15 protein-coding genes and 1 riboswitch are annotated in these 21,861 nt (G+C 61.6%); of the genes, 12 read left to right on the top strand and 3 right to left on the bottom strand.

Going from position 1 to position 21,861, the window contains the following annotated elements; translation table 11 throughout:
* Window positions 1–108 precede the first annotated feature (108 nt).
* Window positions 109–1,386 carry a lipid IV(A) 3-deoxy-D-manno-octulosonic acid transferase gene (gene waaA / locus BLU25_RS12545; RefSeq protein WP_029611703.1) on the top strand — a complete coding sequence of 426 codons (1,278 nt, stop codon included), beginning with the start codon at window positions 109–111 and terminating at the stop codon, window positions 1,384–1,386.
* On the opposite strand, the gene BLU25_RS12540 is transcribed toward waaA, so the two are convergent.
* Window positions 1,383–6,071 (bottom strand): dermonecrotic toxin domain-containing protein, encoded by a 4,689-nt coding sequence (locus BLU25_RS12540; protein ID WP_083369660.1) that lies wholly within the window; start codon window positions 6,069–6,071, stop codon window positions 1,383–1,385. The genes waaA and BLU25_RS12540 overlap by 4 nt on opposite strands.
* A gap of 158 nt (window positions 6,072–6,229) precedes the next feature.
* Window positions 6,230–7,666, bottom strand: coding sequence for a TolC family outer membrane protein (locus tag BLU25_RS12535; protein ID WP_016783275.1), 1,437 nt, complete (start codon window positions 7,664–7,666; stop codon window positions 6,230–6,232).
* A 156-nt stretch (window positions 7,667–7,822) separates the two neighbouring features.
* Window positions 7,823–7,928: riboswitch (TPP riboswitch) on the top strand.
* A 154-nt stretch (window positions 7,929–8,082) separates the two neighbouring features.
* Between BLU25_RS12535 and thiC the strand changes: the two genes are divergently transcribed.
* A complete protein-coding gene (gene thiC, locus BLU25_RS12530) occupies window positions 8,083–9,972 on the top strand; it encodes a phosphomethylpyrimidine synthase ThiC (RefSeq protein ID WP_016783276.1) in 1,890 nt (629 codons plus the stop codon).
* Window positions 9,973–10,113: 141 nt separating this feature from the next.
* Entirely contained in the window at window positions 10,114–11,433 is a 1,320-nt protein-coding gene (cytX, locus tag BLU25_RS12525; protein WP_016783277.1) for a putative hydroxymethylpyrimidine transporter CytX, read from the top strand.
* Window positions 11,434–11,495: 62 nt separating this feature from the next.
* On the opposite strand, the gene BLU25_RS12520 is transcribed toward cytX, so the two are convergent.
* Window positions 11,496–12,242 carry an RsiV family protein gene (locus tag BLU25_RS12520; protein ID WP_020467805.1) on the bottom strand — a complete coding sequence of 249 codons (747 nt, stop codon included), beginning with the start codon at window positions 12,240–12,242 and terminating at the stop codon, window positions 11,496–11,498.
* Between the two features lie 223 nt (window positions 12,243–12,465).
* Between BLU25_RS12520 and BLU25_RS12515 the strand changes: the two genes are divergently transcribed.
* The 9 genes from BLU25_RS12515 (at window position 12,466) to BLU25_RS12475 (ending at window position 21,692) form a co-directional block, all read left to right on the top strand.
* Window positions 12,466–13,083 carry an NUDIX domain-containing protein gene (locus BLU25_RS12515; RefSeq protein ID WP_029611704.1) on the top strand — a complete coding sequence of 206 codons (618 nt, stop codon included), beginning with the start codon at window positions 12,466–12,468 and terminating at the stop codon, window positions 13,081–13,083.
* On the top strand, window positions 13,074–13,526 hold the full coding sequence (locus BLU25_RS12510) for a DUF1249 domain-containing protein (protein ID WP_016783280.1): 453 nt from the start codon (window positions 13,074–13,076) through the stop codon (window positions 13,524–13,526). Before BLU25_RS12515 ends, BLU25_RS12510 begins: the two co-directional genes overlap by 10 nt.
* A gap of 32 nt (window positions 13,527–13,558) precedes the next feature.
* Window positions 13,559–14,374 carry a 3',5'-cyclic-AMP phosphodiesterase gene (gene cpdA, locus BLU25_RS12505; RefSeq protein ID WP_016783281.1) on the top strand — a complete coding sequence of 272 codons (816 nt, stop codon included), beginning with the start codon at window positions 13,559–13,561 and terminating at the stop codon, window positions 14,372–14,374.
* Window positions 14,375–14,469: 95 nt separating this feature from the next.
* Window positions 14,470–15,078 (top strand): YqiA/YcfP family alpha/beta fold hydrolase, encoded by a 609-nt coding sequence (locus BLU25_RS12500; protein ID WP_016783282.1) that lies wholly within the window; start codon window positions 14,470–14,472, stop codon window positions 15,076–15,078.
* A 51-nt stretch (window positions 15,079–15,129) separates the two neighbouring features.
* Window positions 15,130–17,034 carry a DNA topoisomerase IV subunit B gene (parE, locus tag BLU25_RS12495; protein WP_016783283.1) on the top strand — a complete coding sequence of 635 codons (1,905 nt, stop codon included), beginning with the start codon at window positions 15,130–15,132 and terminating at the stop codon, window positions 17,032–17,034.
* A complete protein-coding gene (locus BLU25_RS12490) occupies window positions 17,034–18,014 on the top strand; it encodes an esterase-like activity of phytase family protein (RefSeq protein ID WP_016783284.1) in 981 nt (326 codons plus the stop codon). The genes parE and BLU25_RS12490 overlap by 1 nt, the downstream gene beginning before the upstream one ends.
* Window positions 18,011–18,532 carry a retropepsin-like aspartic protease family protein gene (locus tag BLU25_RS12485; protein ID WP_016783285.1) on the top strand — a complete coding sequence of 174 codons (522 nt, stop codon included), beginning with the start codon at window positions 18,011–18,013 and terminating at the stop codon, window positions 18,530–18,532. The genes BLU25_RS12490 and BLU25_RS12485 overlap by 4 nt, the downstream gene beginning before the upstream one ends.
* Window positions 18,533–18,543: 11 nt before the next feature.
* The gene (gene parC / locus BLU25_RS12480) at window positions 18,544–20,808 is read left to right on the top strand and encodes a DNA topoisomerase IV subunit A (protein WP_083369659.1); all 2,265 of its coding nucleotides are present in this window, start codon (window positions 18,544–18,546) and stop codon (window positions 20,806–20,808) included.
* A 179-nt stretch (window positions 20,809–20,987) separates the two neighbouring features.
* A complete protein-coding gene (locus BLU25_RS12475) occupies window positions 20,988–21,692 on the top strand; it encodes a PqiC family protein (RefSeq protein ID WP_029611705.1) in 705 nt (234 codons plus the stop codon).
* Window positions 21,693–21,861: the final 169 nt, after the last annotated feature.

Here is a 21,861-nt window from a genome sequence, read left to right as displayed (position 1 = left end):
CAAGGCATTCTAGTAGTTGTGAAAGTGTGTAGTGCGTTCTGGTTGCGACAGGGTAAGGCGGATTCGGTGCCATCATCGTGAATAGTTTTTCAAGTAAACTCCGCACCCATGAATAGAACTCTCTACACCTTGCTGTTTCATCTGGGGCTGCCGCTGGTGGCGATTCGCTTGTGGCTGCGGGCGCGCAAGGCACCCGCTTATGCCCGGCGCATTGGTGAGCGTTTCGCCATAAATCTGCCGGCCATGCAACCGGGCGGCATCTGGGTGCATGCCGTATCGGTGGGCGAGAGTATCGCCGCCGCGCCGATGATTCGAGCGCTGCTGGAGCGTTATCCACAGCTGCCAATCACCGTGACCTGCATGACGCCCACCGGGTCCGAGCGGATCCAGGCGCTGTTCGCGGGTGAGCCGCGTATCCAGCATTGTTACTTGCCCTACGATTTGCCGTGGGCGGCAGCGCGGTTTTTGAATCGTGTGCAACCCAAGCTCGCGGTGATCATGGAAACCGAGTTGTGGCCCAACCATATCCACCAGTGCGCCAAGCGTGGCATCCCGGTGGCGCTGGCCAATGCCCGGTTGTCGGCCCGCTCGGCCAAGGGCTATGGCCGCTTTGCCCGCCTGACCCGGCCCATGCTGGAAGAAATGAGCCTGATCGCCGTGCAGACCGAAACCGAGGCCGAGCGCTTTCGTCAGTTGGGTGCACGACCTGAATGCGTTGAAGTGACCGGCTCGATCAAGTTTGACCTGAGCATCAACCCGCAACTGTTGGTCGATGCCCGGGAGTTGCGTGAGCAGTGGCAGGCCCAGGCACGTCCAGTGTGGATTGCCGCCAGCACCCACGAGGGGGAAGACGAGATTGTGCTCGCCGCCCATCGCCGATTACTCAACCAATACCCCAATGCGTTACTGATACTGGTGCCGCGCCACCCGGAGCGGTTCAACGCGGTGTTTGAACTGTGCCGCCGTGAAGGTTTTGCCACCGTGCGCCGTTCCAGTGGCGAGGCGGTCAATGCCGCAACCCAGGTCATGCTGGGCGACACAATGGGCGAGCTGCTGTTTTTGTACGCACTGGCCGACACCGCTTTTGTCGGCGGCAGCCTGGTGCCCAACGGCGGGCATAACCTGCTGGAGCCAGCGGCGCTGGCCAAGCCGGTGTTGAGCGGGCCGCATCTGTTCAACTTTCTGGAAATCAGCGCGCTGCTGCGCGACGCCGGTGCGCTGGAAGAGGTGGATGACGCCCAGGGCCTGGCGCTGGCGGTACAGCGCCTGTTCGAGTTGCCGCAAGACGCCCGGCGCATGGGCCAGGCGGGCCTGAAAGTCATGCAGCTCAATCAGGGTGCCTTGCAGCGGTTGCTCGACGGGCTCGGGCGATTGTTGTCACGCTAGTTGGCCAGTGGCAGAAACCAGCGTTCTGCCAGAACCCTGCCAATCTGGCCGCGGTGCACGATGACCACAGCCTGGCCGCTTTTTGCATCGGCCAGTTGTGACCAGTAACTGAGCTTGCGTTGAGCCTTGGTCTTCAAGTGGGCAACGCTGTAGTCCTGTTTCGGCGTCGTGGCCTCGGGGTAATGGAAGTGGGCATACCACAGTGGCCGGCCCTGACGGTCGTTGACGGCATACTCCTCGATAAAGTCGCGCCGCTCGCCCGCGAGCTGGATGCGGTTGCCCAGCCCGGCCATCTGCACCAGCTCCTGGTCAATCAGGTATTGCAGGTTGCCGTGGGTCGGCGGCAGTTCGAGGCTTAGCTGAATGCGCATTTCCCGGCCCTCCCTGAGCATCTGCTGTGCTGCGCTGCGCATGTTGTCGACCAGGGCCTGATCGTCCGGCATGCGGGCGGCTTCAGCCTGGGCCTGAAGGGCTGTGTGCAGCTCGGTGGCCAGCCGGTCGAGCTTTTGCGCTTCGTGGGCGAGCAGCTCTTCGACTTCCTGGGGGTGGCGCGACAGGTTCTTGTACTGACGGGTCTTGTGCAGGTGATCTGCGAACATGGCGAACAACTTGCGCGCATCGCCCTTGATGATATTCAGGGCCCGCACCCGCAGGGGAGATGGCGGGCGCACGGTCTTGATTTCGACCCATTCGTCGCCGTGTTGCAAATAGGTCGAGAGCAGTTGCTCGTCATAGTCTGAACGCACTTCGATAACGTCATTTTGCCATTCGCTGTCGGCGGGCCTCAGTTCGCCGATCAGCTTGCCCTTGCCGCGCACGTTGATGACTTTTTTCGGGCGGCTGCCCGCGCCTGATGGGGTGCGCTTGCGCGGCCTTTTCACCGTTGGTTGTGGTGTTGGCCGGATCTCGCTGGCCAGTTGCCTGGTTACATCCTGGTAGAGATCGGTGAGCAGCAGGCGCAGTTTGTTGAAGTACTCGGGCTCCAGCTCATCGGCATAGATCCCCCCGATACCCTGCAATGCATCCAGCGCCTGGCCGTAGTTGTCCACAAGGCTGTCCAGGATCTCCAGGCGCTTGCTGGCGTCGAATTCCAGGGTGTTGAGCTGGTTGTGGGTGTGGGCATGTTCCTTGAGCGGGTCGATAGCGCTATCAAGGCTCTCTTCGATGATGGTGCCTGCCGATAGCCTGGAGCTGGCCAGCTTCAGGCAGTCGAGCTGGAAGCCCTTGAGGGTCAGGCCGGTATGGCCTGCGGCGGGCAGCATCTGGAGCAGCTCGGTGGCCGTGGCCGCAGCGGTTTCGCCGAGGTTGAACAGTTGCTCCAGGTAACCGTCCCTTTGCTCGATGCGCTCGATGGTGCTGTCGTTGAGTGCCACCTGCTCGCGGATCGACTGCATGAACCCTTGCGGGTCTTGTAGCGCGGCGGCTTCCAGCGCCGGGCCGGGGGTGGTGAATTGTGGCCATTTGGCGATCTGGCTTTTCTGTTCGCTGGCCGAGATGGACAGGGAGATGGTCCGGTTGTCGAAGGACTTCTCCAGCAAGGAGATCAGGATCGTTTCATGAAACGGGATTTTCAGCTCGGTACGCTCCCGGACTGTGGCCAGCAGTGCCTGATAGGCGCTGAGTTCGGCGTGCAGGGCGACGCTGAGGCGGTTGCGGAACGTGGCGATTTGCTGCTCGTTGAAGCGTGGATCCTGCATCGCTCTTTTCAGCGCGGTGTGGTTGATTTCAACGGCCTTCTGCAGTGGCACTTCATGAGGGAAAAAATCCGTCATCTGCGTTTGCAGTTCGCGGATGCGCTGGGCCTTGTGCTGCTGCAGGGCGGCGATGCGTTTGGGCGGCATGCCACCGAGCAGGCGCAGGCGCAGGTCCAGCGACCAGTTGCCGTGGCTGTCGGCCTTTAGCGCCGGGCCGCGCTGGCCGGGATCAGTAGCCGACACGATCATCGCCACCCCCTCGGAGTCGATATCAACGGGGTACAGGTCCTGGCCGACCCGGGCATGCCAGGCCTGGCCAATGCGGTACAGGCCTCTGTGCGGGCCGTCGGGGTGGGGCGCGGGCAGTGGTTGCGGGGGCGCCACTTTAAAGCCTGCAAGCCGTTCGCGCTGCGTAGGGGTGAGGCGGTTGTGGGCGCTGGCGAAGCTGAAATCGAGCACCGTGCTGTCGGCCGCCGGCATTTCCCCGGGCAGTGCCACCAGCCCGGTGACCACTATGGGCGGTTCGGGTTCGGGCCATATTTCCCCGATGCGCACTGGGGCCCGGGGGCGCAAGGCCTGGGCCAGCAGGTCGGCGGGCAGGGGGCCAGGTCGCTGTGCCGCGGCCAGGGACTGGTGGAGCAGGAGCATGCCAAGGTTGAGCAGTACATCAGCCGCTGCCAGCTCGCGGGTGATGGCGTCGCTGCTGGTGAGCGCGGGGATGTCCTGGCTGGCCACGCTGGCCAGGCTCAGCAAACCACCGGTCAGCATCAGGGGCGGGGGCAAGCCGGGCAGCAGCAACAGGCTGTTGAAGATCAGGCCGGCCCCTTCCATCAGCACCCCCCAGCGGCTTTCGGCGTTGGACACCGAATCGCTGTCGGCCTGCGCCACCAATGCCCTGGCATTGCAACCGAACAGATACTCCATCAGCCGGCCGTTGTGCAGGTATTGCAGCAATTCGTCGCTGCTGCCATTGGTTGCCAGTTGCGCCGGGGCGGGCCGTTCGAGGGGGGCATACTCGCTGCCCAGGCCAAAGCGCACGTAATGGGGCTCCCTGAAACCGCCGTTGTCGTAGATCGGCCGGGCGATATCGCTCAGCCAGGTCAGCACGCTGGTCTGCAGGGGGGAGGGCTCGGTGATGGCCTCCAGCAGGGCCGTGCGGGTGCTGAACTCCAGCAGCGAAGGGGTATAGAAAGGACGGTACAGCACATGCGGGCCTTGCCCGGTATTGGCCGGTTCGATGATAAACATGTTGCTCGCGATGTCCGGCGAGGCTTGCGGGTGGCGCATCAGGGCCAGATGGCGCATGACCACCGCCGTGCCTTCGACCTGCTGCTCGTCGGTGCTGGTCTGCACCACGGCGGCCACATAGCGGGCACCGAGCGGCGTAAGGCCCTGTTCGTGTTTCAGGCTCAGTTCCAGCGCTTCGAGCGGTAACTGTACGCTGAGGTGGGCGGCGAACAGTTGTTCCCGGGGGCGGGCGTCTGCAGTGGCGCCCAGCAGCAGGTCTTCAAGGCGTTCGGGGTACATCTTGCCGATATTGACCGTTTCAATCAGCCCGCCGCGTTGGGTGATGTAGTCCGCAGTCAACCACGGGGGCAGTGCCAGGTCCCGGCGATGGCGCAGGCTGAGCGTGCCTTTGGGGCGCCCGAGCAGATTCTTCAGGGCCAGATCGGTCAGGCTCATGGTGGTGGTTTCGACAGCGCCGACGGTATCCGGCAAGCCGGTGGCCGTGAGGAAGGTCAGTTCAATGTCTTCGGGGTCAAAGTGGTCCTGGCGCTCGGCAATCGGGGTGGTCTGCTCAAAGTGGCCCTGGTCGCTGCGCATTTGCTGGTGCAGCACATCGGCGGCATAGGCGCGGATGTCGCTGATGCCGTGCAGGTAGGTCTTGCCCTTGGCGATTTTTTTGGCCGAGGCCAGGGCCAGGCTGTATTGGCGGTAGCGGGCCTTGTCGGCGGCACTGGCGTTGCGCAGCCAGTGGGGCAAGTGCCTGTTGATGGTTTCAAGGTTGTACAGGCTGGCCTGCGGCCCACCGGCCAGGAACTGCGCGGTGCTGGTGATGGAGTTGTAGACCTTTTGCAATGCCGGCCAGCCGATGCTGGCCGGCAGCTTGAGCGCACCGATGTGTTCCAGCTGGCGGTTGAGGATGGCCGCTGCGCAGGCGTCGAATACGTTGCCCTCAAGCTCGTAGTGGCTGATGCGGATTTCCCGGACGGTATAGGTCCGGCTGATCTGCCTGGCCCAGGCCCGGCTCAGGGAGTCGAGGGTCTTGTAAGTGAGGATGCTGCCGTCGGGTTTGCACAGCAGTACCTGCTCCCGGGTGGCCAGCACGATCCTTGAGCTCAGGGATGAGTGCAGCGTGTGCGGGCCGAGTAATGATGCCTTGAGCCAGTAGGCGCGCACGGCAGTGTCGCCGTACAGGCGGATCCGCTGCGCAGAGTCCGGGGTCGTGATCACCTGATTGATGGCGAGCAATGCGTTCGGGTGCAGGTCGGTCTGCTGGAGGGCGCCAATTCGCAGGGTGTCCTTGAGCACATCGCTGAGCCATTGCCAGCGGCTGGCGCCGGTGTCGGCGTTGCCCGCCCAGAATTCGTTGAGTGCACCTTGCAGGCCGATGGGCAGGCGCCAGGAGAGTTCCTTGGCCAGGGCCTCGACAATCGCCATGTCCAGCTCGCCCTCTGCGGGGCCGAGCCAGTCAGGCGGGTTATCGGTCAGGTAGCAGGGTTGTGTATTGACCGGGCGCAAGTCCAGCCCGGCGCCTCTGCCCAGGTAATCCAGAACCCGTGGCATGAAGGGCTCCAGCGCCCAGCCGCCTTCAGGCCTGGGGACAGCCAGGCGGGTGCGCTGCAGATCGATGCGCAGTGACGGGTAGTGTTGCACCAGCGCTGCGGTGAGCATTTGCCGGGCGACCGTTTCAAGCACGGGGCCATTGGCAAACTGGGCTCGCACGGCATTTTCGGGTGGGTTCAGGGCGGTTGCGGGGGCTGTAGGCATAAGCGTTCCTGTAGAGACTGGCAGAGGGTCATACGACTGATGCCGTATTAACGTCTGTAGCTCTCAGGGAACGGTGGTATCCGGGTATATCAGTCAAGCCAATCGCTGTGGGAGCGGCGGCGCTTTATTCGCGAGCAGGCTCGCTCCCACAGGAGGCGTCAGTTGCCCGGCGAGCGCAAATTGGCTTCGGCAGCCTTGGCCAGGTCCGGCGGCAGGAAGTCCTTGTCCGGGTTGTAGTCGGCCTTGAGGTAGTGCGACAGGGCTTCCAGGTCCCCGGGGTTCAGGGTGCCCGCCGCCTGCTTGAGGCGCAGGTTGTCGAGGATGTAGTCATAGCGGCTGTTGTTGTAGTCGCGCACCGAGTTATACAGCTGGCGCTGGGCGTCGAGCACGTCGACGATATTGCGGGTACCCACCTGGTAGCCGATTTCCGTGGCTTCCAGCGCGCTCTGGTTGGAGATGATCGACTGTTTGCGTGCCGATACCTGTTCAACGTCGGTGTTCACGGCACGGTGCAGGTTGCGGGTGTTTTCCACCACCTGGCGGCGCAGGGCCTCGCGCTGTTGCTCGGTCTGGTCCAGGCGCGAGTAGGATTCACGCACTTGCGAGCTGGTCAGGCCACCGCTGTAGATCGGGATATTCAACTGCACGCCAATGCTGCGCTGCGATACGTCGCCGCCATAACGCTGGTTGAGGGCGTTGGGGTTGCTCAGGCCGAAGGCGTCGTTGTCGCCGGTCTTGTACTGCGCCACGGCATCGAGGGTTGGCGCGTGGCCAGCCTTGCGCTGCTTGAGGGTTTCTTCGGCGGCGCTGACCGCGTAGTTGCTGGCCAGCAGGTTGAGGTTCTGCTGGGCGGCGGTATCGACCCACGACTTGGCGTCATTGGGCATCGGCGGCAGGATCGGCAGGGTGTGGCGCATACCTTCAATCGCGTTGTACTGACGGTTGGTCAGGGTCACCAGCGATTCAAATGCATCTTCGACCTGACGCTGCGCCAGCATCCGGTTGGCCCGCGCGGTGTCGTAGCTGGCCTGGGATTGCAGCACGTCGGTCTTGTCCGACAGGCCTACGTCAAAGCGCTCGCGGGACTGGTCCAGCTGGCGCTTGAACGCGGCTTCTTCGGCTTTGGTCGCCGCCAGGGTGTCCTGGGCACGCAGTACCGAGAAGTAGGCATTGGCGCTTTGCAGAATCAGATTTTGCTCGGTGGCCGACAGTTGCAGCGCAGCCTGCTCGTTGATCGACTCGGCGGCTTTAAGCTGGAACCAGCGGTCGATGCGGAAAATCGGTTGTGCCAGCGTGGCCTGGTACACCATCGCGCTGCGAGTGGTGGTCAGCGACGGCTGGTCGATGGCGGTACGCACATTGCTCGACTCGGCGCCGCCGGACAGGTTGGGCAGCAAACCGGCACGGGCCTGGGGTACCACTTCCTTTTGCGCTTCGTAACCGGCGCGGGCTGCGGCCAGGTCGGCGTTGTTGTCGACCGCTTCGTGGTAAACGCTGACCAGACCGTTTTGGCTGGACAATGGAGCGGGGGTGTCCAGCGCCATTGCGCTGGTCGCCCAAGACACGGCAATAGCCAGTGATAGTTTGCGCAGCATGAGCGATCCCTAGTTCAAGAATGCGAAAAATGAAAGCCCGAGTCCGACTCGCGGTTTCAGGAAGTAGCGAGTGTAGTAGTTTTGGGCGCGATAGAGCATCTGCAAGTTGCGGCTTGGCACTTGTAGCTAAAAATTTGCCGCTGTCCTAGACTGTGCCCGTTCTTGTCGGGGTGCCTTGCTATGAGGCTGAGATCGAATAATTTCGGATCCCGTTGAACCTGATCAGGTTAACGCCTGCGTAGGGAACAAGATTTCTCGTCTCCCGGCGAGTCCTCTTGAGTGCCGTCCGGGATCGATTGGTTAAAAAACAACCAGTCGTTCGAGGTCGTCACTCAGCACCCAGTCCTTGGGTGCATCCGTACATTTTTCAGGTTCTCCCTCCGACAATCCGCCTGGATGCAGTCTGGAGAGCCGTGATGAGTACAAAACCAAAAAACGCGATCAATCTCAGTGATTCGGCCAAGGTCGATGAGCAGTCGGTCAAGCCGTTTACCCGCTCGCAAAAAGTCTATGTACAGGGTTCGCGCCCGGACATTCTGGTGCCGATGCGTGAAGTCAGCCTGGATATCACACCTACCGATTTTGGCGGCGAAGTGAACGCCCCGGTATTGATCTACGACACCTCCGGCCCGTATACCGACCCGTCCGTGCAGATTGACGTGCGTAAAGGCCTGGGCGATGTGCGTTCGGCCTGGATCGACGACCGTGATGATACCGAGCGTCTGGCGGGCCTGAGTTCGAACTTTGGCCAGATGCGTCTGGAAGATGCAGAGTTGACCAAACTGCGCTTCGCCCACGTCAAAAACCCGCGTCGGGCCAAGGCCGGCGCCAACGTTACCCAGATGCACTATGCGCGTCAGGGCATCATCACCGCCGAGATGGAATACGTCGCCATCCGCGAGAACATGAAACTGCAGGAAGCCCGCGCCGCCGGCCTGCTGGACCAGCAGCACCCGGGCCACAGTTTCGGCGCCAGCATCCCGAAAGAAATCACCGCCGAGTTCGTGCGCGAAGAAATCGCCCGTGGCCGCGCCATTATCCCGGCCAACATCAACCACGTTGAGCTGGAGCCGATGATCATCGGCCGTAACTTCCTGGTGAAGATCAACGGCAATATCGGCAACAGTGCGCTGGGTTCTTCGATCGAAGAAGAAGTGGCCAAGCTGACCTGGGGCATCCGCTGGGGTTCGGACACGGTCATGGACCTGTCCACCGGCAAGCACATCCACGAAACCCGCGAGTGGATCATCCGCAACTCGCCGGTGCCGATTGGTACCGTGCCGATTTACCAGGCGCTGGAGAAGGTCAACGGCGTGGCCGAAGACCTGACCTGGGAGTTGTTCCGCGACACCCTGATTGAACAGGCCGAGCAGGGCGTGGACTACTTCACCATCCACGCCGGCGTGTTGCTGCGCTATGTGCCGCTGACCGCCAAGCGGGTGACCGGCATTGTGTCGCGCGGTGGTTCGATCATGGCCAAGTGGTGCCTGGCGCACCACAAAGAGAACTTCCTCTACACCCATTTCGACGAAATCTGCGAAATCATGAAGGCCTACGACGTCAGCTTCTCGCTGGGCGATGGCTTGCGTCCGGGGTCGATTGCCGACGCCAACGACGCCGCGCAGTTCGGCGAGCTGGAAACCCTCGGCGAGCTGACCAAGATCGCCTGGAAGCACGATGTGCAGTGCATGATCGAAGGCCCGGGCCATGTGCCGATGCAGTTGATCAAGGAGAACATGGACAAGCAGCTGGAATGCTGCGACGAGGCGCCGTTCTACACCCTCGGCCCGCTGACCACCGATATTGCGCCGGGTTACGACCACATCACCTCGGGCATTGGTGCCGCGATGATCGGCTGGTTTGGCTGCGCCATGCTTTGTTACGTCACGCCCAAGGAACACCTGGGCCTGCCGAACAAGGATGACGTCAAGACCGGGATCATTACCTACAAGATCGCAGCCCATGCTGCGGACCTGGCCAAGGGCCACCCTGGTGCACAGATTCGTGACAATGCATTGAGCAAGGCGCGTTTTGAATTCCGCTGGGAAGACCAGTTCAACCTGGGCCTGGACCCGGACACCGCACGTTCGTACCACGACGAAACCCTGCCCAAGGATTCGGCCAAGGTCGCGCATTTCTGCTCCATGTGCGGGCCGAAATTCTGCTCGATGAAAATCACCCAGGAAGTGCGCATCTACGCCGCCAACCAGCGCATTGATGCCATTGATGTGGATGTAGCCAAGGGCCTTGCTGAGCAGGCCGAGCGCTTCAAGCAGGAAGGCAGCCAGTTGTATAAAAAAGTGTGATGTAAGCAGTCCCCTTGTGGGAGCGGGCTTGCTCGCGATGCAATCAACTCGGTATGTCTGAGTCACCGAGGTGCTGCATTCGCGAGCAAGCCCGCTCCCACAGGGTTTTTTAGGCGGTTTTCTCTTTGTGGGATTCATTCCTTGAACACACCCGGCACCTATTCCCCCGACCTTGCTGTCCCTCTGGACCGGCGTGCATTCGGCGGTCGCGATCTGTTTTCCCTGTGGTTCTCCCTCGGCATTGGCCTGATGGTGTTGCAGACCGGTGCGTTGCTTGCGCCGGGGCTGGGGCTGTCGGGTGCTTTGCTGGCAATTTTTTTCGGCACGCTGGTGGGCGTGTCGCTACTGGCTTCGGTCGGCGTGATTGGCAGCGACACTGGCCTGTCGTCGATGGCTGCGCTCAAGCTCAGCCTGGGCAGTCGCGGTGCCATGCTCCCGGCCATGCTCAACGTGCTGCAACTGATCGGCTGGGGCTCGTTTGAAATCATCGTGATGCGCGATGCCGCCAGCCTGCTGGGCGCCCGGGCATTTGGCGAAGGCAGCGCGCTGAGCAACCCGCTGTTGCTGACGCTGCTGTTTGGCGCCCTGGCCACCTTGCTCGCGGTCAGCGGGCCATTGACCTTTGTGCGCAAGATCCTGCGCAAGTGGGGTATCTGGCTGCTGCTGGGGGCCTGCCTCTGGCTGACCTGGAACTTGTTTGCCAAGGCTGATCTGCCAGCGCTGTGGGCGCAAAAAGGCGATGGCTCGCTGCCGTTTGCCGTCGGTTTTGACATTGCCATCGCCATGCCGCTGTCCTGGTTGCCGCTGATTGCGGATTACTCGCGCTTCGGCAAGCGGGCCAAAAGCGTGTTCGGCGGCACGGCTGTGGGCTTCTTTATTGGTAACTTCTGGCTGATGAGCCTGGGCGTGGCCTACACCCTGGCATTCGCTCCGAGTGGTGAAGTCAATGCGCTGCTGTTGGCGCTGGCGGGTGCGGGGTTGGGTATCCCATTGCTGCTGATCTTGCTCGACGAATCGGAAAACGCATTTGCCGATATTCACTCGGCGGCGGTGTCTGGCGGGATTTTGTTGCGCTTGAAGGTCGAACACCTGGCCTTGGCCATTGGCGTGGTCTGCACCTTGATCGCCTGCTTTGCGCCGCTGGCGCAATACCAGAACTTCCTGCTGCTGATTGGCTCAGTGTTCGCGCCCTTGTTCGGTGTGGTGCTGGTGGATCACTTTATCCTGCGCAAGCGCAGTGCCCGGGTTACGCCGACGCTGCTGCGCTGGTCGAGTTTGCTGGCCTGGGTGGGTGGGGTGGTGACTTATCACCTGCTGGCGAACTTGCTGCCGGATGTGGGCGCGACTTTGCCAGCGTTGTTGCTGGCGGGTGGGTTGCAGTGGGTGTTAGGGCAAACGTTAAAATCCGCTCACCCTGGCCCTCTCCCGGAGGGAGAGGGGACTGACCGCACGCGGGCTTGAATTCAGCATCAAATCAACTCCCTCTCCCTCCGGGAGAGGGTTGGGGTGAGGGCGGCTCTGGCTCAGCCTTTACCCGGAAACCACTCCGGCTTCAAAATCCCGTTCAAGCGCGAGTACGGGATCTTCAGTTCAACATGCCCTTCAGAGTACGGCGCAATGCTGTACACGTCGTACTTGAGCACCACGTTGTCCTTGAGCAACGCCACATGCGGGGTTTTCTGGAATGGCCAGTTTTTCACGAACTCCGGATCGCTGCCGTAATGACTGCTGATCAGCCAGTTGTTGTGGGCCACTTTGGCGGCGCCCCAAAAAGCCTGCTCCTGACCCGGCAGTAACATGTCCTGCAAGGTCACGTCCTTTTGCTGTGAACGCGAGTAGTTGATAAACCCGCGGCCCGGCATGCCATGGGCGCCACCTGTATCCAGATAGCTGGACAGCTCGACAATCACCAGACCGTCATGCTGCTCGCGTACCTTGGCCTGCAAATAAGTGCTGTTACGGCTGTCGGCCGTGCGCAGGAAGTGCTCGCGGTAGGCGTTGAGCGAGGGTGCCAGTTTGTCGTCAGGCGAGTTGACGGTCATTCGCAGCAGGCGATTTTCGATCATCGCATCGAGCTTGGGGGCGTCGGGGAAATGCAGCGTGTCGATATTCACCAGCGGGCAATCCTGGCCGGTGCAGCCTGCCTTGACTTGCTCGGAAGCGTCATTGGCAAACGCCAGCGGCTTTTGCACCGCAGGCTGGAACACGCTTTGGCACGCACCCAGGGTCAGGGCGATGCAAGTCATGGAAGCAAACTTTAAAAGCGACATGGTCGTCCTTCATCGTCGAAAGAGTAAGGGAATGATGGTGGTTCGACTGCCAGCATGGGCATCGGTTCGCCACTAAGCTTATGTAGAGCCAATTAGAGTTGTTTTGCAGGCGATCCGTCTATCCCCGCGTTATAAAAGAGGCTGCATCGCGAGTCTCAGGCGCGTTAGGATGCGCGATGCCGAGGGCCCGCCCACGGTGAAATTCGCCAGCAAGGGGTTTGCAATGACTGACATCACCAAGGCCACGCCACGCGCCGTTGAGATCGTAAAGCGTGAGAACGGCTATCAGGGCTTTTACAAACTTGATCGCGTGCACCTGCGTCACGAACTCTTTGCCGGTGGCATGAGCCGCGAGATCAGTCGTGAAGTGTTTGTGCGCCATGACGCCGTGTGTGTGCTGCCCTACGACCCGCAGCGTGATGAAGTGGTGCTGATCGAGCAGTTCCGCGTCGGCGCGCTGGGCAAGACCGAAACACCGTGGCTGATCGAACTGGTTGCCGGGCTGATCGACAAGGCTGAAGTGCCGGAAGAGGTCGCCCACCGCGAAGGTGAAGAAGAAGCCGGGCTGACGTTTTCGTCCCTGTGGCCCATCACCCGCTATTTTCCGTCACCCGGTGGCAGCACCGAGTTTGTCCATCTCTATCTGGGCCGTTGCAGCTCTGAAGGTGTGGGGGGCTTGCATGGTCTGGAGGAAGAGGCAGAAGATATTCGTGTAACGGTATGGGCGTACGAAGATGCGCTGCAAGCAGTACGTGATGGGCGTATTTCCAATGCAGCGAGCATTATTGCCCTGCAATGGTTGGCGCTTAATCGCGCTGAAGTGAGGGGGTTATGGTCGTAAATGGGGTTCGCGATCGTTATCGGGTCGATCTGGTCGGGCTGCAGGCCGCTTGCGAGGCCAACTATGCGCGCCTGATGCGTTTGCTGCCCGAAATGCGTGAGCAACCCGGCCCGCGCCAGATTGCCGTGACCCAGGGCGACCAGATGCTGGGCGTGCTGACGCTGGAGGTGATCCTCGATTGCCCGTACACCAGCACCCTGCGTGTCAGCCAGCAGCACAGCCTGCCGTGGTTGCCGGTGCCGCAGTTGCAGGTGCAGGTGTACCACGATGCACGCATGGCCGAAGTGGTCGCGGCCGAGCATGCACGGCGTTTTCGCAGTATCTACCCGTACCCCAACCTGGCCATGCACCAGCCTGACGAAAAAGCCCAGCTCAATGTGTTTTTGGGTGAGTGGCTCAGCCATTGCCTGGCCTGTGGCCATGAATACGCAGAAGTGCGCTAGCCTTGAAGAAAAACCTCCCCGGGAGAGCCGCCTTGCCGAATGTATCCACGCTGACCACCGAAGATCCGGTGCTGCTGGTGCAGCTCTCTGACAGCCACCTGTTTGCCGATGCCGATGGCTCGCTGCTGGGCCTCAAGACCGCACAAAGCCTGCAACAGGTGATCGACCTGGTGCGTGCCGAGCAGCCGCAGATTGACGGCCTGCTGGCCACGGGCGATTTGACCCAGGACGGCAGTGTCGAGGCCTACCAGCGCTTTCGCACACTGACCGCGCCACTGGCGCCCTTTGGTCGCTGGATCCCCGGCAATCACGACCAGTTGGCGCCAATGCGCGAAGCGGCCGTGCAAAGCCGTCTGCTGGAGCCCGTGGTCGATATTGGCAACTGGCGCATCACGATGCTCAATTCGGCGGTGCCCCATTCCACCCCCGGTTACCTGGAGGACGACCAGTTGCAACTGCTGGCTCAGTCCTTGAGCGAAGCCCCAGATCGTCATCACCTGGTGTGCCTGCATCACCACCCTGTGTCGGTGGGCTGCCAGTGGCTGGAGCCTATCGGCCTGCGCAATGCCAAGGAGTTCTGGTCGGTCATGGACCGTTATCCACAGGCCCGTGCGGTGCTGTGGGGGCATGTCCATCAGCCGTTTGACCAGCAGCGCAACAATGTGCGGTTGCTGGCGTCGCCTTCAACTTGCATCCAGTTCGCTGTCGGCAGCCCGGACTTCAAGGTCAGTGGTGAGGCGCCGGGCTATCGCTGGTTGCGCCTGCAACCGGATGGCACCTTGCAAACCGGTGTGTCGCGCCTGGCGGATTTCGCCTTCGAGCCGGATTACAGCGCCAACAATTACTGAAATATCTTGAAGCGAGTCATTGCCCCTGAGTCAGGCTAAACTGCGCGTCTTTCTTGATGCTGTGTTCAGCTTAACGGGTCTTCGGGGGTCATCGCATGTCGGGTTCCATCTTGTATATCCACGGTTTCAACAGCGCCCCCGAGTCGAAGAAGGCCTCGCAACTGATTACGGTGATGCAACGCATGGGCCTTGGCGAGCAACTGCGCGTGCCCGCCCTGCATCATCACCCGCGTCAGGCCATCGCCCAGTTGCAGGCCGCAATCCGTGAGCTGGGCAGCCCATTGCTGGTAGGCAGCTCGCTCGGCGGCTACTATGCGACATGGTTGGCCCGCCAACATGGGCTCAAGGCCTTGCTGGTCAACCCGGCCGTCAGCCCGCACCGGATGTTCGACGGTTATCTGGGTACGCAAACCAATCATTACAGCGGCGAAACCTGGGAATTGACCCACGATCACGTTCAGGCGCTGGCCGAACTCGAAGTGCCAGCCCCCCAGGACGCGCAGCGCTGTCAGGTGTGGTTGCAGACCGGCGATGAAACCCTGGACTACCGCTACGCTGAACAGTACTACGCGGCGTGTACGTTGCGTATCGAAGCGGGCGGTGATCACAGTTATCAGGGCTTTGCCCGGCAATTGCCCGATCTGCTGAACTTTGCAGGGATCGGCGCCGAACAGTTTCAAACCATCGACTTCGCGGCCCTTTAAGGCGCCCGTCGAATGGCCCTTTTTTTCACTTACGACTAACGACGAGACCCTATGGCCACTCCCAGCGCTAGCTCTTATAACGCCGACGCCATCGAAGTCCTCTCGGGCCTCGACCCGGTGCGCAAACGCCCCGGCATGTACACCGACACCAGTCGGCCCAACCACCTGGCCCAGGAAGTCATCGACAACAGTGTCGACGAAGCCCTGGCAGGCCACGCCAAGGCGGTGCACGTCATTCTGCACGCCGATCACTCGCTGGAAGTCAGCGATGACGGGCGCGGCATGCCGGTGGATATCCACCCGGAAGAGGGTGTGCCGGGCGTCGAGCTGATCCTCACCAAGCTCCACGCTGGCGGCAAGTTCTCCAACAAGAACTACCAGTTCTCCGGCGGCCTGCACGGCGTGGGCATCTCGGTGGTCAACGCGCTGTCGACGCTGGTACGGGTCAAGGTCAAGCGTGACGGCAACGAGTACCAGATGACCTTTGCCGATGGCTATAAAGCCACCGATCTGGAAATCATCGGCACCGTGGGCAAACGCAACACCGGCACCAGCGTGTACTTCGCGCCGGATCCGAAATACTTCGATTCACCCAAGTTTTCCGTCAGCCGCCTCAAGCACGTGCTCAAGGCCAAGGCTGTGCTGTGCCCGGGGTTGCTGGTCACATTCGAAGACAAAAACACCAACGAAAAGGTCGAGTGGCATTACGAAGACGGCCTGCGTTCGTATCTGGTCGATGCCGTCAGCGAATTTGAACGCCTGCCCGATGAGCCATTCTGCGGCAGCCTGGCCGGTAACAAGGAAGCCATCGACTGGGCCTTGCTGTGGCTGCCCGAGGGCGGTGACAGCGTTCAGGAAAGCTACGTCAACCTGATCCCCACTGCCCAGGGCGGCACTCACGTCAACGGTCTGCGCCAGGGTTTGCTCGATGCCATGCGCGAGTTTTGCGAGTTCCGCAGCCTGCTGCCGCGCGGCGTGAAGCTGGCGCCTGAAGACGTGTGGGAGCGCATTGCGTTCGTGCTGTCGATGAAAATGCAGGAACCCCAGTTCTCCGGTCAGACCAAGGAGCGTTTGTCATCCCGTGAGGCGGCGGCATTTGTCTCGGGCGTGATCAAGGACTCCTTCAGCCTGTGGCTCAATGCCAACCCCGAGTTGGGCATGCAACTGGCGGAACTGGCGATTAACAACGCCGGGCGCAGGCTCAAGGCCAGTAAAAAGGTTGAGCGCAAGCGCATCACCCAGGGGCCGGCCTTGCCGGGCAAGCTGGCCGACTGCGCCGGGCAGGACCCGATGCGCTCCGAGCTGTTCCTGGTGGAAGGTGATTCTGCAGGCGGCTCGGCCAAGCAGGCGCGGGACAAGGAATTCCAGGCGATCCTGCCGTTGCGCGGCAAGATCCTCAATACCTGGGAAGTCGACGGCAGCGAAGTGCTGGCCAGCCAGGAAGTGCACAACATCGCTGTGGCCATCGGTGTCGATCCGGGCGCGGCCGACATGAGCCAGTTGCGCTACGGCAAGATCTGCATCCTGGCCGACGCCGACTCCGACGGCCTGCACATCGCAACCTTGCTCTGCGCCTTGTTTGTGCAGCACTTCCGCCCGCTGGTGGATGCCGGCCACGTTTATGTAGCAATGCCGCCGCTGTACCGCATCGACCTGGGCAAGGAGATTTTCTACGCCCTGGACGAAGCCGAGCGCGACGGCATCCTCGATCGCCTGGTAGCCGAGAAAAAACGCGGCAAGCCGCAGGTCACGCGATTCAAGGGCCTGGGTGAGATGAACCCGCCGCAGTTGCGCGAAACCACGATGGATCCCAACACCCGGCGTCTGGTGCAACTGACCCTGGAAGACTTCGCCGCCACTTCGGAAATGATGGATATGCTGCTGGCCAAAAAGCGCGCCGGTGACCGCAAGTCCTGGCTCGAATCCAAAGGCAACCTGGCGCAGGTGCTGGCCTGATGCGCAGTGCCTTGCTGGGCTTGCTCTGCCTGGGTGCTGCGCCGGTAATGGCCGATACCTGGCCAGAGCTGGCGTTGCAGTCAGAGCATCCGGTTGAAGGCATGCGCGGTGGCAATCTGTCCGGGCTGGCAGTGTGTGCAGGTGAGCTGTGGGCGGTGTCTGATCGCGATGACGATCAGATTTATCGCCTCGATACACGCGAGCCACTGTGGCACGCCGAAGTCTTGCCTGTTGATGTGCCGCCAGCGCCTGAAAGCGGCTTGCCGTGGGGCGTACGCATGATGGGCAAGGCCATCAGCCCGCTGCGTGGCGGCGAGCTGGATTTTGAAGGGATCAGTTGCGATGAGGCGGGCAACCGTTTCGTGGTCAGTGAGGCCCATGCCGCGGTGCTGCAAATCCCCCAGGCGGGCGCGCCTTCATGGCTTAAAATCGACCCGGCGCTGGTGCGTCAGGCCCGTGCCAGCGGCATGTTGCTGCATTTCAATGCGCTGTTCGAGGGTATTGCCGTTAACCCGCAGGGCAATCAGATATGGCTGGCGGCCGAGCGTGAGCGCCGTGGCTTGCTGACTATTCGCAAAAAACAGAGTGTGTGGGACTGCGAAAACGGCTGCGTGCTGATGAGCGAAGGCGGCCTTGAGCAGCCACCGGCGCAACTCAAGGCCAAGGCTCAGCAAAAGGACTTTGCCGACCTGGCGCTGTTCGAGGGCAAGCTGTTTACCCTTGAGCGCATGGCCTATCGCATTTGCCGGCGCACCCAGGACACGGGCGCCATCGAACGTTGCTGGTCATTTGCCAATGACGCCCTGACCGATGCTCGGCGCTACAACACCGGCTACGGCAACAGCGAGGCCCTGAGCCTGGATGCCAAGGGCGCCTGGGTTGGCGTCGACAATGGTAACCATGCCCGCGCCGATGGCGAAAAACGTCCCGTCGTCTGGCGTTTTGCTGCCCCGCAAGGTGGCTGGAGTGCCAAACCATGAGCCAGCAAGCACCGGGTAAAGGCGTGGGGCGGGTCTTCATGATCGTGGCCTGGTGCGCGGGCCTGTACCTGGCCACGCAATTTTTCGGGCGTTGGGAGCAGCGTCAGGAAAACCCCAATACTGAAGTCACCTCGCAGCAAGGCGAGGGTTATATCGAAGTCAAACTGCTCGGCAACGCCCAGGGCCATTTTGTCGCCAGTGGCCGGATCAACAACGTGCCGGTGGAATTTTTACTCGATACCGGTGCCACCGATGTGGCGGTGCCGATGGACCTGGCCAGGCAACTGGCCCTGCCCAAAGGCGTCCCGGTGACGCTGAACACCGCCAACGGCCGCGCCCAGGGTTACCAGACCCGCATCGACCGCCTGCAACTGGGGGCCATTGTATTGCGCGACGTGCGTGCAGTGGCGGCCCCTGGGCTTGAAGGCGAGCAAGTACTGCTGGGCATGAGTGCACTGAACAAACTTGAATTTACCCAGCGCGGCGGCACCATGCTGCTGCGCCAGACAACGAACTGAATGAGGTCCGCATGAGCGACTCCCTTGATCTCAGCCTGGACGGCGTAGAACGCCGGTCACTGGCCGACTTCACCGAACAGGCCTACCTCAACTACTCCATGTACGTCATCATGGACCGGGCCTTGCCGCATATCGGCGACGGCCTCAAGCCGGTACAGCGGCGTATTGTCTACGCCATGAGCGAGTTGGGCCTGGACGCAGACTCCAAGCACAAGAAGTCGGCGCGTACCGTCGGTGACGTACTCGGCAAGTTCCACCCCCACGGCGACTCGGCGTGCTATGAGGCAATGGTGCTGATGGCGCAGCCGTTCAGCTACCGCTACACCCTGGTCGACGGCCAGGGCAACTGGGGTGCGCCGGACGATCCCAAGTCGTTCGCGGCCATGCGTTACACCGAGGCGCGTTTGTCGCGTTACTCCGAAGTGCTGCTCAGCGAACTGGGCCAGGGCACGGCGGACTGGGTGCCAAACTTCGACGGCACCCTCGACGAACCGGCGGTGTTGCCGGCACGTTTGCCCAATATCCTGCTCAATGGCACCACCGGTATCGCCGTGGGCATGGCCACCGACGTGCCGCCGCACAACCTGCGTGAAGTGGCGGCGGCCTGCGTGCGTTTGCTCGACGAGCCCAAGGCCACGGTCGAGCAACTGTGTGAGCATATTCAAGGCCCGGACTACCCGACCGAAGCCGAGATCATCACCCCGCGCGCCGACCTGCTGAAGATCTACCAGACCGGCCGTGGTTCGGTGCGCATGCGCGCCGTGTACCACGTCGAAGACGGTGACATCGTGGTTACCGCGCTGCCGCATCAGGTTTCCGGTGCCAAGGTACTGGAGCAGATTGCCGCGCTGATGCAGGCCAAGCCGACCAAGTTGGCGATGGTCACCGACCTGCGCGATGAGTCCGACCACGAAAACCCGTGCCGTATCGTGATCATTCCGCGCAACAATAAAGTCGATCTCGACGAACTGATGCAGCACTTGTTCGCCGTCACCGAGCTTGAGTCCACGTTCCGGGTCAACATCAATATCATCGGCCTGGACGGCAAGCCGCAGCTGAAAAACCTGCGTGCGCTGCTGGTGGAATGGCTGGAGTTCCGCGTCAACACCGTGCGCCGCCGCCTGCAGTTCCGCCTCGATAAAGTCGAGCGGCGCCTGCACCTGTTGGACGGTTTGCTCACCGCCTACCTGAACCTCGATGAAGTTATCCACATCATCCGCACCGAGGAACACCCCAAGGCCGAGCTGATTGCGCGTTTTGCCCTGAGTGAAACCCAGGCCGACTACATCCTTGATACGCGCCTGCGCCAATTGGCCCGTCTGGAAGAGATGAAGCTGCGCGACGAGCAGGATGCGTTGCGTAAAGAGCAAGCCAAGCTGCAAACCTTGCTGGGCAGCGAAGCCAAGCTGAAAAAGCTGGTGCGTACTGAACTGCTGGAAGACGCCAAGACTTACGGCGATGACCGTCGTTCGCCAATCGTGGCCCGCGCAGAAGCCAAGGCCCTGTCGGAAAACGAGCTGGTGCCGACTGAAGCGGTTACGGTTGTTCTGTCTGAAAAAGGCTGGGTGCGTTGCGGTAAAGGTCATGACCTTGACGCGACCGGTCTGTCCTATAAAGCGGGGGACGGGTACAAGACCGCTGCGGCGGGGCGTTCCAATCAGTTTGCGGTGTTTATCGACTCCACGGGGCGCAGCTATTCGGTGGCCGCGCATACCTTGCCGTCGGCCCGTGGCCAGGGCGAACCGCTGACCGGTCGTCTGACACCGCCGCCGGGCGCGACGTTCGAGTGCGTGCTGTTGCCGGAAGACGACGCGTTGTATGTGATCGCCTCCGATGCCGGTTATGGTTTTGTGGTCAAGGGTGAAGACCTGCAGGCCAAGAACAAGGCGGGTAAAGCGTTGCTCAGCCTGCCTAAAGGTGCGCAGGTGATGCAGCCACGGCCGGTGGCCGATCGCGAGCACAACTGGCTGGCAGCGGTGACGACCGAAGGCCGCCTGCTGATTTTCAAGGTCAGCGACTTGCCGCAGCTGGGCAAGGGCAAGGGCAACAAGATCATCGGCATTCCCGGCGATCGGGTGGCCAGTCGCGAGGAATACGTCACCGATATCGCGGTGCTTCCAGACAATGCCGCATTGGTATTGCAGGCGGGCAAGCGTACCTTGACGCTTAAGGCAGACGACCTGGAGCACTACAAGGGTGAGCGTGGCCGGCGTGGCAACAAACTGCCGCGTGGTTTCCAGCGTGTAGACGCTTTGCTGGTAGAAACGCTCAATTAAGCCTGTTTAGCGTGCCCGATCTGCGTTTTTACGCGCAGATCGGCGCGACAGCGCTGGAGTCAGGCCCGATATTCGCGGATGATATGCCGCGTTTGCGGCACGGCTTAGAGCAATGTGCGTTGCGAGCCTTTCGAGAATTACACTGCGGTTCGCCACATGGCGGCCACCTGGATGGAATGATGAACGTTCTACGCCTTCCTTTAATTGCGTTGCTGACCGGTGTACTGGGCTTGGCGGGGTGCAGCACGCACCAGCCGGCGGCCCTTTACCAGCTGGACAGCGGCACCCCCGGCCAGCCCGCGCAAAGCGCCGGCATGGCTGTGGTACTTGGCCCGATCAGCGTGGCCGACTACCTGCAACGTGAAACCCTGCTGCAGCGCCAGCCCGATGGCAGCTTGAGCGCCGCGACTGATGGGCGATGGGCTGGCAGCCTGTCGGCCGACATCGATCAGTTGCTGGTGCGCCAACTGGCGTGGCGCCTCGATAGCCAACGTGTGGTCCAGGCCCCCGCGCCTGCGGGCTTCAGCCCGGATGTGCAGGTGCTGTTGTCGATCACTCGCCTGGACTCGGGCAAGGACCTGCCAGCTGTGCTGGACGCACAATGGCGCTTGATTGACCGTCGCGGGCAAGTGCGTGACAACCGCATCGTCCACCTGGAGCAGCCGCACGCGGGCAGCACGGCGGATCAGGTCAAGGCCCAGGGCAAGCTGTTGCAGCAACTGAGTGAACAATTGGCGGTGGCACTCAAGCCGTTGGCCAATCAGCCACCGTTGGTGGAAGCGCCCAAGGCGCCGACCAAGGCGGCGCCCAAGCAGGGTGCGGATAAACCTCGTATCCCGATGGCTTCGCCGATACGCACGGACATGGAAGTGTTTCGCTTCTGAGGCCGTCACCGGCCATAAAAAATCCCGCACATGTGCGGGATTTTTTATGGAGGGTCAAAAAGCCCCTCACCCCAACCCTCTCCCGGAGGGAGAGGGAGCTGATATGTGGAGATACTAAGGCCGTGTGCGGTCAGTCCCCTCTCCCTCCGGGAGAGGCGTGGTGAGGGAG

The organism is Pseudomonas fragi, assembly GCF_900105835.1.
In the GTDB taxonomy this organism is placed as follows: Bacteria; Pseudomonadota; Gammaproteobacteria; order Pseudomonadales; family Pseudomonadaceae; genus Aquipseudomonas; species Aquipseudomonas fragi.
This window is presented reverse-complemented; position numbering and strand designations above follow the sequence as displayed.

Excerpts from the sequence above, each read along its gene's own strand:
- waaA (WP_029611703.1), top strand. The coding sequence starts at position 109 with ATGAATAGAACTCTCTACACCTTGCTGTTTCATCTGGGGCTGCCGCTG.
- BLU25_RS12540 (WP_083369660.1), bottom strand. The coding sequence starts at position 6,071 with ATGCCTACAGCCCCCGCAACCGCCCTGAACCCACCCGAAAATGCCGTG.
- BLU25_RS12535 (WP_016783275.1), bottom strand. The coding sequence starts at position 7,666 with ATGCTGCGCAAACTATCACTGGCTATTGCCGTGTCTTGGGCGACCAGC.
- thiC (WP_016783276.1), top strand. The coding sequence starts at position 8,083 with ATGAGTACAAAACCAAAAAACGCGATCAATCTCAGTGATTCGGCCAAG.
- BLU25_RS12520 (WP_020467805.1), bottom strand. The coding sequence starts at position 12,242 with ATGTCGCTTTTAAAGTTTGCTTCCATGACTTGCATCGCCCTGACCCTG.
- BLU25_RS12515 (WP_029611704.1), top strand. The coding sequence starts at position 12,466 with ATGACTGACATCACCAAGGCCACGCCACGCGCCGTTGAGATCGTAAAG.
- BLU25_RS12510 (WP_016783280.1), top strand. The coding sequence starts at position 13,074 with ATGGTCGTAAATGGGGTTCGCGATCGTTATCGGGTCGATCTGGTCGGG.
- BLU25_RS12500 (WP_016783282.1), top strand. The coding sequence starts at position 14,470 with ATGTCGGGTTCCATCTTGTATATCCACGGTTTCAACAGCGCCCCCGAG.
- parE (WP_016783283.1), top strand. The coding sequence starts at position 15,130 with ATGGCCACTCCCAGCGCTAGCTCTTATAACGCCGACGCCATCGAAGTC.
- BLU25_RS12490 (WP_016783284.1), top strand. The coding sequence starts at position 17,034 with ATGCGCAGTGCCTTGCTGGGCTTGCTCTGCCTGGGTGCTGCGCCGGTA.
- BLU25_RS12485 (WP_016783285.1), top strand. The coding sequence starts at position 18,011 with ATGAGCCAGCAAGCACCGGGTAAAGGCGTGGGGCGGGTCTTCATGATC.
- parC (WP_083369659.1), top strand. The coding sequence starts at position 18,544 with ATGAGCGACTCCCTTGATCTCAGCCTGGACGGCGTAGAACGCCGGTCA.
- BLU25_RS12475 (WP_029611705.1), top strand. The coding sequence starts at position 20,988 with ATGAACGTTCTACGCCTTCCTTTAATTGCGTTGCTGACCGGTGTACTG.